Here is an 18,311-nt window from a genome sequence, read left to right as displayed (position 1 = left end):
ACATATACGTAAATCATTTAAGGGATTAATCATAAAGTATATGTAAAATGTTTGTATATCAAAAATATAAAAGTATAAAAACAACAAGAACTGTAACGTACATACAAAAGTAGAATTACTAGCCCAAAACTTGTGTATTGTGTTACAATTTTTGTTAGTTTTATTATTGAAGTAGGAGGAAACGACGCATGCAGAAAGCCTTTCGTAACGTGCTAGTTATCGCAATCATTGGCGTTATTATATTTGGCTTGTTTTCGTGGCTAAATGGTAACGGAAATATGCCAAAACAGCTTACATATAACCAATTTGTTAAGCAATTAGATAAAGGTGAATTAAAATCCTTAGAAATTCAACCAGAACAAAATGTATATATGGTAAGCGGTAAAACTAAAAAAGATGAAGATTATTCTTCAACTATTTTATATAATAATGATAAAGAGCTTGAAAAAATAACAGATAAAGCACAAAGTCAAGATGGATTGAAATTTACAGTTAAAGAAGAAGAAAAGCAAAGCGTATTTGTAAGTATTTTAACGACGTTAATACCAGTTTTAATCATAGCCTTATTATTTATTTTCTTCCTTAGTCAAGCACAAGGAGGCGGCGGTGGCGGCGGTCGTATGATGAACTTTGGTAAATCCAAAGCGAAAATGTACGACAGTCAGAAAAAACGTGTACGCTTCTCAGACGTAGCTGGCGCAGATGAAGAAAAACAAGAATTAATAGAAATTGTTGACTTCTTAAAAGATAATAAACAATTTAAGCAAATGGGTTCTAGAATACCTAAAGGTGTTTTACTTGTAGGACCTCCAGGTACAGGTAAAACGTTATTAGCTCGTGCAGTAGCTGGTGAAGCTGGTACACCATTCTTCTCAATCAGTGGTTCAGACTTCGTTGAGATGTTTGTAGGTGTCGGTGCAAGCCGTGTACGTGACTTATTTGAAAATGCTAAGAAAAATGCACCTTGTATTATCTTTATTGACGAAATCGATGCAGTTGGTCGTCAACGTGGTGCAGGTGTTGGTGGCGGTCACGATGAACGTGAACAAACGCTAAACCAATTACTAGTTGAAATGGATGGTTTCGGTGAAAACGAAGGTATCATTATGATTGCTGCTACAAACCGTCCTGATATTTTAGACCCAGCATTATTACGTCCTGGTCGTTTTGATAGACAAATTCAAGTTGGACGTCCAGATGTAAAAGGACGTGAAGCAATTCTGCACGTTCATGCTCGAAATAAACCACTTGATGAAACAGTAGACTTAAAAGCAGTTTCTCAAAGAACACCTGGTTTCTCTGGTGCAGATTTAGAAAACTTGCTGAACGAAGCATCATTAGTTGCAGTACGTGAAGGCAAGAAGAAAATAGATATGCGTGATATTGAAGAAGCGACTGACCGTGTGATTGCTGGTCCTGCTAAAAAATCACGTGTCATTTCTGAAAAAGAACGTAATATTGTTGCACACCATGAAGCCGGTCATACTATTATTGGTATGGTGCTTGATGAAGCAGAGGTTGTCCATAAGGTTACTATCGTACCACGTGGTCAAGCCGGTGGTTATGCAATGATGTTACCAAAACAAGATCGCTTCTTAATGACTGAACCAGAATTACTTGATAAGATCTGTGGCTTGTTAGGTGGTCGAGTTTCTGAAGATATTAATTTCAACGAAGTATCAACAGGTGCTTCAAATGACTTTGAACGTGCAACACAAATCGCACGTCAAATGGTTACTGAATATGGTATGAGTAAGAAACTTGGTACTGTTCAATTCTCAAGTAGCAGCAATGGACAAGTATTCTTAGGTAAAGACATGCAAGGCGAACCAGAATATTCTGGTCAAATTGCGTATGAAATTGATAAAGAAGTTCAACGTATTATTAAAGAACAATACGAACGTTGTAAAGACATTCTTTTAGAACATAAATCACAATTACTTTTAATTGCTGAATCTTTATTAAAAGAAGAGACATTAGTTGCTGAACAAATTCGTTCATTATTCTATGATGGCGTATTGCCAGAAGTTGATTACGATGCAGCAGAAGTTGTAAGTGATCAAGAAAGTGAATTTAAAGAAGGTAAATATGGTAAATCATATGAAGATGTACGAAAAGAACAACTAGAAGTTGGTAAAAAACAACAAGAAGAAGACCAACAAGAGGAAAAAGATATGGATAAAGAAAGCAAAGAAAGTGAACATGGCAATGACGACTCAGAAGAGACAGGTCATGAACAAGCACCAAATATCGATAAACCTAGCAACCCAAGTGATCCTAATGATCCAAGCAATAGAAATTAATAACTGAACAAAAAGCTTCTTTCTGCTATCATATTGATGTGGAAAGAAGCTTTTTTATTATTCATCAATCAATAAAATCACAAACAGATATGTAGCAATTTTTTGATTGAACACGTACAATAAATTGCATTGATAAAAAGTATTATAAAATTCTATATAGAAGTTAGAAAACAATTTAAACACTTACAATGAATAAAAGGAGAAATTAAAGAAATGACAAATGATTACATTGTTAAAGCATTGGCTTATGAAGGACAGATAAGAGCATATAGTGCATTAACTACAGAAAGTGTTCAAGAAGCACAAACAAGACATTATACTTGGCCGACAGCATCCGCAGCACTTGGCAGAACAATGACTGCAACGTTGATGATGGGTGCAATGTTAAAAGGCGATCAAAAACTGACAGTTACAGTTGATGGACAAGGGCCAATCGGAAAAATTATAGCTGATGCAGATGCCAGCGGTCATGTCAGAGGATACGTGACGCATCCACAAACGCACTTCCCTCTAAATAACGTAGGAAAATTAGATGTTAGTAGAGCTGTTGGAACAAATGGTGCATTAACTGTAGTAAAAGACGTTGGAATGAAAGATTATTTCTCTGGTTCAAGTGAACTAGTCTCTGGTGAATTAGGCGATGATTTTACTTACTACTTTGCAAAAAGTGAACAAGTACCCTCATCTGTAGGGTTAGGCGTACTAGTGAATCCTGATAACTCTATAAAAGCTGCAGGTGGTTTTATCATACAAGTGATGCCAGGTGCAGAAGAAAAAACAATCAATAAATTAGAAACAGCAATCAACAACATGACACCCGTTTCGAAATTAATTGATCAAGGTTTAACTCCAGAAGAAATATTATATGAAATACTTGGTGAAGATGAAGTTCAAATTTTAGAAGAAATGCCTGCAAGTTTTGAATGTAATTGCGGTCACGAAAAGTTTTTAAATGCAATTAAAGGACTAGGCCAAGCTGAAATCGAAAGTATGATTAGTGAAGATCATGGTGCAGAAGCAGAATGCCACTTCTGTAGAAATAAATATCAATATACAGAAAATGAATTACAGGAATTATTAGAAAAGATGTAAAAAATCCTTTAAAATGAAGTTTAAGTCACTATAAAGTATAAAAATATTGTAATTTTTAATCTTCTTAGTTGTATTCAAATCAAAATCTGATAAAATATAAAGTATATCCGATAGAAAAAGTAGGTTTTAAACTTTTTAATGAAAAGGAGCAATACTTATGACAAACAAACCAGTAAATAATGTCGTTGAAGTGATTGGCAATACGCCAGTAGTTAAGTTGAACAATGTGGTGGATGAAAATGCTGCAGATGTTTATGTGAAATTAGAATATCAAAATCCAGGTGGTTCTGTTAAAGACCGTATCGCGTTAGCAATGATTGAAGCGGCAGAGAAAGAAGGAAAAATCAAACCAGGAGATACAATTGTAGAACCTACGAGTGGTAATACAGGTATTGGTTTAGCTTTTGTATGTGCTGCGAAAGGTTATAAAGCAGTATTCACAATGCCAGAAACAATGAGTCAAGAACGTCGTAATTTATTAAAAGCTTATGGCGCAGAAGTTGTTTTAACACCAGGATCAGAAGCGATGAAAGGTGCAATTAAAAAAGCCAAAGAATTAAAAGAAGAATTTGGTTATTATGAACCACAACAATTTGAAAACCCGGCTAATCCACGTGTGCATGAATTGACAACTGGTCCAGAACTCGTTGAACAATTTGAAGGTAAAACCATTGATTCATTCTTAGCTGGTGTTGGCACTGGTGGTACATTAACTGGTGCAGGTAAAGTATTGAAAGAGAAATACCCTGACATTAATCTTGTAGCTATTGAACCTGAAGATTCTCCAGTATTAAGTGGTGGAGAACCAGGACCACATAAACTTCAAGGTTTAGGTGCAGGATTTGTACCAGATACTTTAGATACGAATATCTATGATGAAGTTATAAAAGTTGGTAATGAAACAGCGATGGATATGTCTCGTAAGGTTGCTAAAGAAGAAGGTATATTAGGTGGGATTTCTTCAGGTGCAGCAATTTATGCAGCTATAGAAAAAGCCAAATCTTTAGGTAAAGGTAAAAAAGTAGTTACTGTATTACCAAGTAATGGTGAACGTTACCTTTCAACACCTCTATATTCATTTGAAGATTAAAAATATATTTATAAAACCGATTATGTGTAAGTGATCAGTTTCAAATGTCGACAAGGTTTCTGACTTTGTCGACATTTTTTTATGACTTCTGTGAATGCTTTGTTTGTAGAGTTTTTAAAGACAACTAAAGCAATTGAAAAAGTACAATACGAAATGATTAAAATGTCTGAATACCAGCTATTAATTACAAAATGTGGAAATGGGTGAAATAAACGAGTTTACATTTTCCGACGATATGAACGTTGGTTACTGAAAAATTTATAAATTAGCGTTATTATAGAATAGTGATTACTAAGCTAACGATGAGTCATTTCATAGTGAAAGGAAGAAAGTAACGATGGCACATACAAAAATTATGGGCATATTAAACGTAACACCTGATTCATTTTCTGATGGCGGTAAATATAATTCAGTAGAAAAGGCTGTCAAAAGAGCGCAAGAAATGATTGAAGAGGGTGTAGATATGATTGACGTAGGTGGTATATCAACACGTCCTGCTGGTTATGAGGAAATAAGTGTTACTGAAGAATTACAGCGCGTGGTCCCTGTTGTAAAAGCACTTAGCCAATTAGATGTTCAATTGTCTATTGATACATATAGAAGTGAAGTAGCAGAAGCAGCAATGAAATTAGGCGCTACAATGATTAATGATCAGTGGGCTGGATTATATGATGAAAAAATCTTTGACGTTGTATCTAAATATGAAGGTGAGATTATATTGATGCACAATGGTGATGGTCATAGATCAATGCCTGTTGTGGATGAAATGCTTGTGCATTTATTGAAACAAGCTAATAAAGCAGAAATGGCAGGTATCCCACAAGAAAAAGTTTGGATAGATCCTGGCATTGGTTTTGCAAAAACAAGAGATGAAGAAAAAGAAGTAATGGCACGCTTGGATGAATTAGTAGCTACAGATTATCCTGTGCTACTAGCGACAAGTAGAAAAAGATTTATTAAAGAAATGATAGATCGAGACACGCAAGCAATTGAAAGAGATGAAGCAACTGCAGCTACTACTGCATACGGTATAATGAAAGGCGTTAAAGGTGTAAGGGTTCATAACGTTGCGCTCAATGTCCGTTTGGCTCAAAGCATGGATTATTTAAAGGAGAATGAGGATGAAAGACACAATATTTCTTAACGGTATGAAGTTTTATGGCTATCACGGTGCATTACCAGCCGAAAATGAAATTGGTCAAATATTCATCGTTGATTTGACTATGAAAGTCGATTTAAGCCTTGCAGGTGAAACAGATCAAGTAACTGATACAGTTCACTATGGTGAAGTTTATGCAGATGTGAAATCAATCATGGAAAGTGAACCAGTGAATTTATTAGAGCATCTAGCTGAACGTATTGCAAAACGTATAAATTCACACTATAATCGTGTAATGGAAACGCAAGTTAGAATCACTAAAGAAAATCCCCCTATACCAGGTCATTATGAAGGTGTAGGTGTAGAAATAGTGAGGGAGAATTTATAATGTCATATGCGTACTTAGGTTTGGGAAGTAACGTTGGAGATAGAAAAGCACAGCTCGATCAATCAATTCGTATTTTAAATGAAACAGAAGGTATCAATGTAACACAAACATCACCAATTTATGAAACTGAACCTGTTGGATATGTTGAGCAACCGCAATTTTTAAATCAATGTATTGAAATAGAAACATCACTGACACCTCATGATTTATTAAAGGCATGTTTAGGAACAGAACAACAGTTGCATAGAGTGAGAGATATAAGCTGGGGGCCTAGAACATTAGATGTTGATATTTTATTATTTGAGGAACAAATCATAGATGAAGATGATTTGATCATACCGCATCCACGTATGTTAGAGCGTTCTTTTGTGCTCATACCATTAAATGATATTGCACCAGATTTTACTGAACCTCATACAAATAAAAAAATTAGAGATTTAGTAATGTTAGATAATTCAGTGAAACAATATAAGGGGTAAGGAAACAAATGTGTGTAAATTTCATGATGAAGCGGAATAGCAAAGCGCTATACTTGAATGCGTATACTTTCAGTTTTATTATATAAAAACTGTAAAATTCATGTTGTTTCTTCAATCATATTGACAGGATAGTAACTTACCAAATAATAAATGAGTAACAATACCTTTCGTATTATCGTTAACTCTAATAAAATATTTAAGTAGATGTCAAAGGGAATACAATAGCATTATTTTATCTACAATTGATTAATAATACTGATATAACATTTTAAAGTTTAAATTACTTTATTACATTCATGACCTCTAGTAAAATTAAAAGTTGAAAAATTGGTACTAAGCACATAAGCAAATACCATCTTTGTATTTAAAAGATGGGGTGGTCATGGTAAAGTTAGAAATGATTGGAACAAATCAAAATACGGTAATCATCAATGATAGATATTCCTCGAATTCTAACAAAAAGGTTAATGCTAAAATTAAAATTGGATAAGAAGTATAAAGGAGAGAAAGTTATGTCAGAAGAAATGAACGACCAAATGCAAGTGCGTCGTCAAAAAATGCAAGAACTATACGATTTAGGTATCGATCCATTCGGCGGAAAATTTGTACGAACTTCAATGGCTACACCATTGCATGATGATTGGGATCAATTCTCCAAAGAAGAATTACAAGAAAAAGAAGAAGAAAGTCATGTTAGCATTGCAGGACGTCTAATGACGAAACGTGGTAAAGGTAAAGCAGGTTTTGCACACGTACAAGATTTATCAGGCCAAATTCAAATTTATGTGAGAAAAGACCAAGTTGGAGAAGAACAATTTGAACTATGGAAATCAGCAGACCTAGGAGATATCGTAGGTATTGAAGGCGTTATGTTTAAAACAAACACAGGTGAATTGTCGGTCAAAGCAAAATCATTCACGCTCCTAACAAAAGCATTACGACCATTACCAGATAAATTTCATGGTTTACAAGATATTGAACAACGCTATCGTCAACGTTATTTAGATTTAATAACAAACCAAGATAGTACGCAAACTTTTATTAATAGAAGTAAAATCTTACAAGAAATGCGTAATTACTTAAACAATCAAGGATTCTTAGAAGTAGAAACTCCAATGATGCACCAAATTGCTGGTGGAGCTGCAGCGAGACCGTTTGTAACACATCACAATGCTTTGGATGCTACATTATATATGAGAATAGCAATAGAATTACACTTGAAACGATTAATTGTTGGTGGCTTAGAAAAAGTATATGAAATTGGTCGCGTGTTTAGAAACGAAGGCGTATCTACACGTCATAATCCAGAGTTCACAATGATCGAACTCTACGAAGCATATGCAAACTATCACGATATTATGGACTTAACAGAAGATATGATTAGACATATATCTAATAAAGTACTTGGTACTGCAAAAATTAATTATGGTGAAGAAGTTATTGACTTAGAATCAAACTGGAAACGAGTTCATATGGCAGATGCTGTCAAAGAAGCTACAGGCGTTGATTTCTTTAATGTTCAAAATGATGAAGAGGCAAAAACACTGGCTAAAGCGCATGGTGTTGAAATTACTGAAAATATGAAATACGGTCATATTTTAAACGAATTCTTTGAACAAAAAGTTGAAGAAACATTAATACAACCTACTTTTGTATATGGACACCCAATTGAAATATCACCATTAGCAAAGAAAAATCCAGAAGACCCTAGATTTACGGATCGTTTTGAATTATTTATTGTAGGCAGAGAACATGGTAATGCATTTACAGAATTAAATGATCCGATAGATCAAAGAGAAAGATTTGAAGCACAATTAGTTGAAAAAGAGCAAGGCAATGACGAAGCCCATGAAATGGATGAAGATTTCATTGAAGCATTAGAATATGGTATGCCTCCAACAGGTGGTCTAGGTATAGGTATTGATAGACTTGTCATGCTACTTACTGATTCAGCTTCAATTAGAGACGTATTACTTTTCCCATATATGAGACAAAAGTAATATAGCTCAACTTAATAATAAAGGATTAAATATTGTGGCTTACAAATAAAAGCTGGGATGTTTAATCCTTTTTATTTACAAATATAAACTATGCAAGAAACAAGGAAATACAAAAGGCTTAGAATTAAAATAGAAAATAATAAAAGTAATAAGATACAATTATGCATATTTATGCTATTTAAATATAAAAATATACTAAAAAAGGTATGGTAAACCTCGATTTCTTATGGTAAGATAATTCAAGTCGAGTTAAGTAAACGCAAATACATACGAAATAAATTTATGTTTAAATAAAAGTTACGAAAACTATTGACTTCAGCAAAAAAACATAGTATTATATAAAAGTCGTCGAAAACGAGCATTTACATATTAAATACTAAGTAAAGAACTTGTGAAATTCTTTAAGATAGTGTAAAATTAACTATTGTAATTGAATAACAAACAATGTATCATACATTGAGTAAGTTATTTTGTCTGGTGGCTATAGCAAGGAGGTCACACCTGTTCCCATGCCGAACACAGAAGTTAAGCTCCTTAGCGCCGATGGTAGTCGGACTTACGTTCAGCAAGAGTAGGACGTTGCCAGGCTTTATAATAATCATGTGGAGGATTAGCTCAGCTGGGAGAGCATCTGCCTTACAAGCAGGGGGTCGGCGGTTCGAACCCGTCATCCTCCACCATTTAAAAAATGAATAGCCGGCCTAGCTCAACTGGTAGAGCAACTGACTTGTAATCAGTAGGTTGGGGGTTCAAGTCCTCTGGCCGGCACCATTTCATGAGCCATTAGCTCAGTTGGTAGAGCATCTGACTTTTAATCAGAGGGTCAGAGGTTCGAATCCTCTATGGCTCATCCAGTTTCATTTTGCAGAAGTAGTTCAGCGGTAGAATACGACCTTGCCAAGGTCGGGGTCGCGGGTTCGAATCCCGTCTTCTGCTCCATTATTTTGCCGGGGTGGCGGAACTGGCAGACGCACAGGACTTAAAATCCTGCGATGAGAGATCATCGTACCGGTTCGATTCCGGTCCTCGGCACCATCATTTTAATAGAGCGCCCATAGCTCAATTGGATAGAGTACTTGACTACGAATCAAGCGGTTATAGGTTCGACTCCTATTGGGCGCACCATTTTTAGAATGAATATTATAATGAATACGGGAAGTAGCTCAGCTTGGTAGAGCACTTGGTTTGGGACCAAGGGGTCGCAGGTTCGAATCCTGTCTTCCCGACTCTTATTAAAAGGATATGGGGGCTTAGCTCAGATGGGAGAGCGCCTGCTTTGCACGCAGGAGGTCAGCGGTTCGATCCCGCTAGTCTCCACCATATATATTTAAATGAACATTGAAAACTGAATTGCAATATGTCAACGTTAATTCCGATTTCAACATTAAATGTTGAATCAAAACAACGTGTTATTGATAACACAAATTAGTATTTTATGAGCTAATCAAACATCATAATTTTTTATGGAGAGTTTGATCCTGGCTCAGGATGAACGCTGGCGGCGTGCCTAATACATGCAAGTCGAGCGAACAGATAAGGAGCTTGCTCCTTTGACGTTAGCGGCGGACGGGTGAGTAACACGTGGGTAACCTACCTATAAGACTGGAATAACTCCGGGAAACCGGGGCTAATGCCGGATAACATTTAGAACCGCATGGTTCTAAAGTGAAAGATGGTTTTGCTATCACTTATAGATGGACCCGCGCCGTATTAGCTAGTTGGTAAGGTAACGGCTTACCAAGGCAACGATACGTAGCCGACCTGAGAGGGTGATCGGCCACACTGGAACTGAGACACGGTCCAGACTCCTACGGGAGGCAGCAGTAGGGAATCTTCCGCAATGGGCGAAAGCCTGACGGAGCAACGCCGCGTGAGTGATGAAGGTCTTCGGATCGTAAAACTCTGTTATTAGGGAAGAACAAATGTGTAAGTAACTGTGCACGTCTTGACGGTACCTAATCAGAAAGCCACGGCTAACTACGTGCCAGCAGCCGCGGTAATACGTAGGTGGCAAGCGTTATCCGGAATTATTGGGCGTAAAGCGCGCGTAGGCGGTTTCTTAAGTCTGATGTGAAAGCCCACGGCTCAACCGTGGAGGGTCATTGGAAACTGGGAAACTTGAGTGCAGAAGAGGAAAGTGGAATTCCATGTGTAGCGGTGAAATGCGCAGAGATATGGAGGAACACCAGTGGCGAAGGCGACTTTCTGGTCTGTAACTGACGCTGATGTGCGAAAGCGTGGGGATCAAACAGGATTAGATACCCTGGTAGTCCACGCCGTAAACGATGAGTGCTAAGTGTTAGGGGTTTCCGCCCCTTAGTGCTGCAGCTAACGCATTAAGCACTCCGCCTGGGGAGTACGACCGCAAGGTTGAAACTCAAAGGAATTGACGGGGACCCGCACAAGCGGTGGAGCATGTGGTTTAATTCGAAGCAACGCGAAGAACCTTACCAAATCTTGACATCCTTTGACAACTCTAGAGATAGAGCCTTCCCTTCGGGGGACAAAGTGACAGGTGGTGCATGGTTGTCGTCAGCTCGTGTCGTGAGATGTTGGGTTAAGTCCCGCAACGAGCGCAACCCTTAAGCTTAGTTGCCAGCATTAAGTTGGGCACTCTAAGTTGACTGCCGGTGACAAACCGGAGGAAGGTGGGGATGACGTCAAATCATCATGCCCCTTATGATTTGGGCTACACACGTGCTACAATGGACAATACAAAGGGCAGCTAAACCGCGAGGTCATGCAAATCCCATAAAGTTGTTCTCAGTTCGGATTGTAGTCTGCAACTCGACTACATGAAGCTGGAATCGCTAGTAATCGTAGATCAGCATGCTACGGTGAATACGTTCCCGGGTCTTGTACACACCGCCCGTCACACCACGAGAGTTTGTAACACCCGAAGCCGGTGGAGTAACCATTTATGGAGCTAGCCGTCGAAGGTGGGACAAATGATTGGGGTGAAGTCGTAACAAGGTAGCCGTATCGGAAGGTGCGGCTGGATCACCTCCTTTCTAAGGATATATTCGGAACATCTTCTATAGAAGATGACAAAGGAATAACATTGACATATTGTATTCAGTTTTGAATGCTCATCAGAGTATTCTATTTATGAGGGGCCTATAGCTCAGCTGGTTAGAGCGCACGCCTGATAAGCGTGAGGTCGGTGGTTCGAGTCCACTTAGGCCCACCATTTTTTGTACATTGAAAACTAGATAAGTAAGTAAAATTTATGATTTTACCAAGCAAAACCGAGTGAATAAGAGTTTTAAATAAGCTTGAATTCAAAAAGAAATAATCGCTAGTGTTCGAAAGAACACTCACAGATTAATAACATTTTGGGTTTTCAACCGACGGTTGTCGAGTTGGAAAGCAAATAGATTAAGTTATTAAGGGCGCACGGTGGATGCCTTGGCACTAGAAGCCGATGAAGGACGTTACTAACGACGATATGCTTTGGGGAGCTGTAAGTAAGCTGTGATCCAGAGATTTCCGAATGGGGGAACCCAATACGAGTTATGTCGTATTATCGATACGTAAATACATAGCGTATCGAAGGTAGACGCGGAGAACTGAAACATCTTAGTACCCGCAGGAAGAGAAAGAAAAATCGATTCCCTGAGTAGCGGCGAGCGAAACGGGAAGAGCCCAAACCAACGAGCTTGCTTGTTGGGGTTGTAGGACACTCTATACGGAGTTACAAAGGAATAGATTAGACGAAGCATCTGGAAAGATGCATCAAAGAAGGTAATAATCCTGTAGTCGAAAATCTGTTCTCTCTTAAGTGGATCCTGAGTACGACGGAACACGAGAAATTCCGTCGGAATCTGGGAGGACCATCTCCCAAGGCTAAATACTCTCTAGTGACCGATAGTGAACCAGTACCGTGAGGGAAAGGTGAAAAGTACCCCGGAAGGGGAGTGAAAGAGAACTTGAAACCGTGTGCTTACAAGTAGTCAGAGCCCGTTAATGGGTGATGGCGTGCCTTTTGTAGAATGAACCGGCGAGTTACGATTTGATGCAAGGTTAAGCAGTGAATGTGGAGCCGTAGCGAAAGCGAGTCTGAATAGGGCGTTGAGTATTTGGTCGTAGACCCGAAACCAGGTGATCTACCCTTGACCAGGTTGAAGTTCAGGTAACACTGAATGGAGGACCGAACCGACTTACGTTGAAAAGTGAGCGGATGAGTTGAGGGTAGCGGAGAAATTCCAATCGAACCTGGAGATAGCTGGTTCTCTCCGAAATAGCTTTAGGGCTAGCCTCAAGTGATGATTATTGGAGGTAGAGCACTGTTTGGACGAGGGGCCCTTCTCGGGTTACCGAATTCAGACAAACTCCGAATGCCAATCAATTTAACTTGGGAGTCAGAACGCGGGTGATAAGGTCCGTGTTCGAAAGGGAAACAGCCCAGACCACCAGCTAAGGTCCCAAAATATATGTTAAGTGGAAAAGGATGTGGCGTTGCCCAGACAACTAGTATGTTGGCTTAGAAGCAGCCATCATTTAAAGAGTGCGTAATAGCTCACTAGTCGAGTGATACTGCGCCGAAAATGTACCGGGGCTAAACATATTACCGAAGCTGTGGATTGTCCGTAGGACAATGGTAGGAGAGCGTTCTAAGGGCGTTGAAGCATGATCGCAAGGACATGTGGAGCGCTTAGAAGTGAGAATGCCGGTGTGAGTAGCGAAAGACGGGTGAGAATCCCGTCCACCGATTGACTAAGGTTTCCAGAGGAAGGCTCGTCCGCTCTGGGTTAGTCGGGTCCTAAGCTGAGGCCGATAGGCGTAGGCGATGGATAACAGGTTGATATTCCTGTACCACCATGAATCGTTTTAAGCGATGGGGGACGCAGTAGGATAGGCGAAGCGTACGATTGGATTGTACGTCCAAGCAGTAAGACTGAGTGTTAGGCAAATCCGGCACTCATAAGGTCAAGCTGTGATGGGGAGAGGAAATTGTTTCCTCGAGTCGTTGATTTCACACTGCCGAGAAAAGCCTCTAGCTAGATTTATGGTGCCCGTACCGCAAACCGACACAGGTAGTCAAGATGAGAATTCTAAGGTGAGCGAGCGAACTCTCGTTAAGGAACTCGGCAAAATGACCCCGTAACTTCGGGAGAAGGGGTGCTCTTTAGGGTTCACGCCCAGGAGAGCCGCAGTGAATAGGCCCAAGCGACTGTTTATCAAAAACACAGGTCTCTGCTAAACCGTAAGGTGATGTATAGGGGCTGACGCCTGCCCGGTGCTGGAAGGTTAAGAGGAGTGGTTAGCTTCTGCGAAGCTACGAATCGAAGCCCCAGTAAACGGCGGCCGTAACTATAACGGTCCTAAGGTAGCGAAATTCCTTGTCGGGTAAGTTCCGACCCGCACGAAAGGCGTAACGATTTGGGCACTGTCTCAACGAGAGACTCGGTGAAATCATAGTACCTGTGAAGATGCAGGTTACCCGCGACAGGACGGAAAGACCCCGTGGAGCTTTACTGTAGTCTGATATTGAAATTCGGTACAGCTTGTACAGGATAGGTAGGAGCCTTAGATACGTGAGCGCTAGCTTACGTGGAGGCGTTGGTGGGATACTACCCTCGCTGTATTGGATTTCTAACCCGCACCATTAATCATGGTGGGAGACAGTGTCAGATGGACAGTTTGACTGGGGCGGTCGCCTCCTAAAGAGTAACGGAGGCGCTCAAAGGTTTCCTCAGAATGGTTGGAAATCATTCATAGAGTGTAAAGGCACAAGGAAGCTTGACTGCGAGACTTACAAGTCGAGCAGGGTCGAAAGACGGACTTAGTGATCCGGTGGTTCCGCATGGAAGGGCCATCGCTCAACGGATAAAAGCTACCCCGGGGATAACAGGCTTATCTCCCCAAGAGTTCACATCGACGGGGAGGTTTGGCACCTCGATGTCGGCTCATCGCATCCTGGGGCTGTAGTCGGTCCCAAGGGTTGGGCTGTTCGCCCATTAAAGCGGTACGCGAGCTGGGTTCAGAACGTCGTGAGACAGTTCGGTCCCTATCCGTCGTGGGCGTAGGAAATTTGAGAGGAGCTGTCCTTAGTACGAGAGGACCGGGATGGACATACCTCTGGTGTACCAGTTGTCGTGCCAACGGCATCGCTGGGTAGCTATGTATGGACGGGATAAGTGCTGAAAGCATCTAAGCATGAAGCCCCCCTCAAGATGAGATTTCCCAACTTCGGTTATAAGATCCCTCAAAGATGATGAGGTTAATAGGTTCGAGGTGGAAGCATAGCGATATGTGGAGCTGACGAATACTAATCGATCGAAGACTTAATCAAATTTAAAAGTTTTGTTGGTTAAACTAAATTTTACTTACAATCTAGTTTTGAGTGTATAAATTTTATACATGACATTGTCTGGTGACTATAGCAAGGAGGTCACACCTGTTCCCATGCCGAACACAGAAGTTAAGCTCCTTAGCGCCGATGGTAGTCGGACTTACGTTCCGCAAGAGTAGGACGTTGCCAGGCAATTCCATTTTGACCTTTGGGTCGTTTTTTTATGGAATAATGATTATCATAGATTAATTTTAAAAAGTATTTGACTTTCAAAGTCAAAACCTATAGAATTAATTCTTGTGATTGAAACAAATGAACATTGAAAACTGAATTGCAATATGTCAACGTTAATTCCGATTTCAACATTAAATGTTGAATCAAAACAACGTGTTATTGATAACACAAATTAGTATTTTATGAGCTAATCAAACATCATAATTTTTTATGGAGAGTTTGATCCTGGCTCAGGATGAACGCTGGCGGCGTGCCTAATACATGCAAGTCGAGCGAACAGATAAGGAGCTTGCTCCTTTGACGTTAGCGGCGGACGGGTGAGTAACACGTGGGTAACCTACCTATAAGACTGGAATAACTCCGGGAAACCGGGGCTAATGCCGGATAACATTTAGAACCGCATGGTTCTAAAGTGAAAGATGGTTTTGCTATCACTTATAGATGGACCCGCGCCGTATTAGCTAGTTGGTAAGGTAACGGCTTACCAAGGCAACGATACGTAGCCGACCTGAGAGGGTGATCGGCCACACTGGAACTGAGACACGGTCCAGACTCCTACGGGAGGCAGCAGTAGGGAATCTTCCGCAATGGGCGAAAGCCTGACGGAGCAACGCCGCGTGAGTGATGAAGGTCTTCGGATCGTAAAACTCTGTTATTAGGGAAGAACAAATGTGTAAGTAACTGTGCACGTCTTGACGGTACCTAATCAGAAAGCCACGGCTAACTACGTGCCAGCAGCCGCGGTAATACGTAGGTGGCAAGCGTTATCCGGAATTATTGGGCGTAAAGCGCGCGTAGGCGGTTTCTTAAGTCTGATGTGAAAGCCCACGGCTCAACCGTGGAGGGTCATTGGAAACTGGGAAACTTGAGTGCAGAAGAGGAAAGTGGAATTCCATGTGTAGCGGTGAAATGCGCAGAGATATGGAGGAACACCAGTGGCGAAGGCGACTTTCTGGTCTGTAACTGACGCTGATGTGCGAAAGCGTGGGGATCAAACAGGATTAGATACCCTGGTAGTCCACGCCGTAAACGATGAGTGCTAAGTGTTAGGGGTTTCCGCCCCTTAGTGCTGCAGCTAACGCATTAAGCACTCCGCCTGGGGAGTACGACCGCAAGGTTGAAACTCAAAGGAATTGACGGGGACCCGCACAAGCGGTGGAGCATGTGGTTTAATTCGAAGCAACGCGAAGAACCTTACCAAATCTTGACATCCTTTGACAACTCTAGAGATAGAGCCTTCCCTTCGGGGGACAAAGTGACAGGTGGTGCATGGTTGTCGTCAGCTCGTGTCGTGAGATGTTGGGTTAAGTCCCGCAACGAGCGCAACCCTTAAGCTTAGTTGCCAGCATTAAGTTGGGCACTCTAAGTTGACTGCCGGTGACAAACCGGAGGAAGGTGGGGATGACGTCAAATCATCATGCCCCTTATGATTTGGGCTACACACGTGCTACAATGGACAATACAAAGGGCAGCTAAACCGCGAGGTCATGCAAATCCCATAAAGTTGTTCTCAGTTCGGATTGTAGTCTGCAACTCGACTACATGAAGCTGGAATCGCTAGTAATCGTAGATCAGCATGCTACGGTGAATACGTTCCCGGGTCTTGTACACACCGCCCGTCACACCACGAGAGTTTGTAACACCCGAAGCCGGTGGAGTAACCATTTATGGAGCTAGCCGTCGAAGGTGGGACAAATGATTGGGGTGAAGTCGTAACAAGGTAGCCGTATCGGAAGGTGCGGCTGGATCACCTCCTTTCTAAGGATATATTCGGAACATCTTCTTTAGAAGATGACAAAGGAATAACATTGACATATTGTATTCAGTTTTGAATGCTCATTCGAGTATTCTTTAATGATTTGTACATTGAAAACTAGATAAGTAAGTAAAATTTATGATTTTACCAAGCAAAACCGAGTGAATAAGAGTTTTAAATAAGCTTGAATTCAAAAAGAAATAATCGCTAGTGTTCGAAAGAACACTCACAGATTAATAACATTTTGGGTTTTCAACCGACGGTTGTCGAGTTGGAAAGCAAATAGATTAAGTTATTAAGGGCGCACGGTGGATGCCTTGGCACTAGAAGCCGATGAAGGACGTTACTAACGACGATATGCTTTGGGGAGCTGTAAGTAAGCTGTGATCCAGAGATTTCCGAATGGGGGAACCCAATACGAGTTATGTCGTATTATCGATACGTAAATACATAGCGTATCGAAGGTAGACGCGGAGAACTGAAACATCTTAGTACCCGCAGGAAGAGAAAGAAAAATCGATTCCCTGAGTAGCGGCGAGCGAAACGGGAAGAGCCCAAACCAACGAGCTTGCTTGTTGGGGTTGTAGGACACTCTATACGGAGTTACAAAGGAATAGATTAGACGAAGCATCTGGAAAGATGCATCAAAGAAGGTAATAATCCTGTAGTCGAAAATCTGTTCTCTCTTAAGTGGATCCTGAGTACGACGGAACACGAGAAATTCCGTCGGAATCTGGGAGGACCATCTCCCAAGGCTAAATACTCTCTAGTGACCGATAGTGAACCAGTACCGTGAGGGAAAGGTGAAAAGTACCCCGGAAGGGGAGTGAAAGAGAACTTGAAACCGTGTGCTTACAAGTAGTCAGAGCCCGTTAATGGGTGATGGCGTGCCTTTTGTAGAATGAACCGGCGAGTTACGATTTGATGCAAGGTTAAGCAGTGAATGTGGAGCCGTAGCGAAAGCGAGTCTGAATAGGGCGTTGAGTATTTGGTCGTAGACCCGAAACCAGGTGATCTACCCTTGACCAGGTTGAAGTTCAGGTAACACTGAATGGAGGACCGAACCGACTTACGTTGAAAAGTGAGCGGATGAGTTGAGGGTAGCGGAGAAATTCCAATCGAACCTGGAGATAGCTGGTTCTCTCCGAAATAGCTTTAGGGCTAGCCTCAAGTGATGATTATTGGAGGTAGAGCACTGTTTGGACGAGGGGCCCTTCTCGGGTTACCGAATTCAGACAAACTCCGAATGCCAATCAATTTAACTTGGGAGTCAGAACGCGGGTGATAAGGTCCGTGTTCGAAAGGGAAACAGCCCAGACCACCAGCTAAGGTCCCAAAATATATGTTAAGTGGAAAAGGATGTGGCGTTGCCCAGACAACTAGTATGTTGGCTTAGAAGCAGCCATCATTTAAAGAGTGCGTAATAGCTCACTAGTCGAGTGATACTGCGCCGAAAATGTACCGGGGCTAAACATATTACCGAAGCTGTGGATTGTCCGTAGGACAATGGTAGGAGAGCGTTCTAAGGGCGTTGAAGCATGATCGCAAGGACATGTGGAGCGCTTAGAAGTGAGA

General features: G+C 40.9%; 8 protein-coding genes, 9 tRNA genes and 6 rRNA genes (1 of these 23 only partly in view). All 23 read left to right on the top strand.

Annotated elements, in window-relative coordinates:
- Positions 1-188 precede the first annotated feature (188 nt).
- Positions 189-2,303, top strand: a complete 2,115-nt coding sequence (ftsH, locus tag JG554_RS11905) for an ATP-dependent zinc metalloprotease FtsH (protein WP_107360201.1) — start codon at positions 189-191, stop codon at positions 2,301-2,303.
- Positions 2,304-2,516: 213 nt separating this feature from the next.
- A complete protein-coding gene (gene hslO / locus JG554_RS11900; RefSeq protein WP_064209954.1) occupies positions 2,517-3,395 on the top strand; it encodes an Hsp33 family molecular chaperone HslO in 879 nt (292 codons plus the stop codon).
- A gap of 157 nt (positions 3,396-3,552) precedes the next feature.
- Complete coding sequence (cysK, locus tag JG554_RS11895) at positions 3,553-4,485, top strand: cysteine synthase A (RefSeq protein ID WP_203265311.1); 933 nt, start codon at positions 3,553-3,555, stop codon at positions 4,483-4,485.
- Positions 4,486-4,566: 81 nt separating this feature from the next.
- Positions 4,567-4,692 carry a hypothetical protein gene (locus JG554_RS13300; protein WP_274380045.1) on the top strand — a complete coding sequence of 42 codons (126 nt, stop codon included), beginning with the start codon at positions 4,567-4,569 and terminating at the stop codon, positions 4,690-4,692.
- Positions 4,693-4,822: 130 nt separating this feature from the next.
- Entirely contained in the window at positions 4,823-5,629 is an 807-nt protein-coding gene (gene folP, locus JG554_RS11890) for a dihydropteroate synthase (protein WP_070039634.1), read from the top strand.
- Complete coding sequence (gene folB, locus JG554_RS11885) at positions 5,607-5,972, top strand: dihydroneopterin aldolase (RefSeq protein ID WP_046206543.1); 366 nt, start codon at positions 5,607-5,609, stop codon at positions 5,970-5,972. The genes folP and folB overlap by 23 nt, the downstream gene beginning before the upstream one ends.
- A complete protein-coding gene (gene folK, locus JG554_RS11880; RefSeq protein ID WP_107360202.1) occupies positions 5,972-6,451 on the top strand; it encodes a 2-amino-4-hydroxy-6-hydroxymethyldihydropteridine diphosphokinase in 480 nt (159 codons plus the stop codon). The genes folB and folK overlap by 1 nt, the downstream gene beginning before the upstream one ends.
- Positions 6,452-6,963: 512 nt before the next feature.
- On the top strand, positions 6,964-8,451 hold the full coding sequence (gene lysS, locus JG554_RS11875; RefSeq protein WP_070657450.1) for a lysine--tRNA ligase: 1,488 nt from the start codon (positions 6,964-6,966) through the stop codon (positions 8,449-8,451).
- A gap of 473 nt (positions 8,452-8,924) precedes the next feature.
- A 5S ribosomal RNA gene (gene rrf, locus JG554_RS11870) occupies positions 8,925-9,039 on the top strand.
- Positions 9,040-9,055: 16 nt separating this feature from the next.
- Positions 9,056-9,131 (top strand) — tRNA-Val (locus tag JG554_RS11865).
- 15 nt (positions 9,132-9,146) lie between these two features.
- Positions 9,147-9,222, top strand: a tRNA-Thr gene (locus JG554_RS11860).
- 6 nt (positions 9,223-9,228) lie between these two features.
- Positions 9,229-9,301, top strand: a tRNA-Lys gene (locus JG554_RS11855).
- A gap of 14 nt (positions 9,302-9,315) precedes the next feature.
- Positions 9,316-9,390: transfer RNA gene (locus tag JG554_RS11850), tRNA-Gly, on the top strand.
- A gap of 7 nt (positions 9,391-9,397) precedes the next feature.
- A tRNA-Leu gene (locus JG554_RS11845) sits at positions 9,398-9,486 on the top strand.
- Positions 9,487-9,499: 13 nt separating this feature from the next.
- Positions 9,500-9,576 (top strand) — tRNA-Arg (locus JG554_RS11840).
- Between the two features lie 27 nt (positions 9,577-9,603).
- Positions 9,604-9,677, top strand: a tRNA-Pro gene (locus JG554_RS11835).
- A gap of 18 nt (positions 9,678-9,695) precedes the next feature.
- Positions 9,696-9,771 (top strand) — tRNA-Ala (locus JG554_RS11830).
- Between the two features lie 140 nt (positions 9,772-9,911).
- Positions 9,912-11,462 (top strand): 16S ribosomal RNA (locus JG554_RS11825).
- A 102-nt stretch (positions 11,463-11,564) separates the two neighbouring features.
- Positions 11,565-11,641: transfer RNA gene (locus JG554_RS11820), tRNA-Ile, on the top strand.
- Between the two features lie 186 nt (positions 11,642-11,827).
- Positions 11,828-14,746: ribosomal RNA gene (locus JG554_RS11815) — 23S ribosomal RNA — on the top strand.
- Positions 14,747-14,823: 77 nt separating this feature from the next.
- Positions 14,824-14,938, top strand: a 5S ribosomal RNA gene (rrf, locus tag JG554_RS11810).
- Positions 14,939-15,187: 249 nt separating this feature from the next.
- Positions 15,188-16,738, top strand: a 16S ribosomal RNA gene (locus tag JG554_RS11805).
- Positions 16,739-17,021: 283 nt separating this feature from the next.
- Positions 17,022-18,311 (top strand): 23S ribosomal RNA (locus JG554_RS11800); it runs 1,630 nt beyond the window's last position.
- Together the 16S, 23S and 5S rRNA genes with 9 tRNA genes alongside form the textbook arrangement of a ribosomal RNA operon.

Source organism: Staphylococcus sp. 11-B-312 (genome assembly GCF_016743055.1).
In the GTDB taxonomy this organism is placed as follows: Bacteria; Bacillota; Bacilli; order Staphylococcales; family Staphylococcaceae; genus Staphylococcus; species Staphylococcus ureilyticus.
This window is presented reverse-complemented; position numbering and strand designations above follow the sequence as displayed.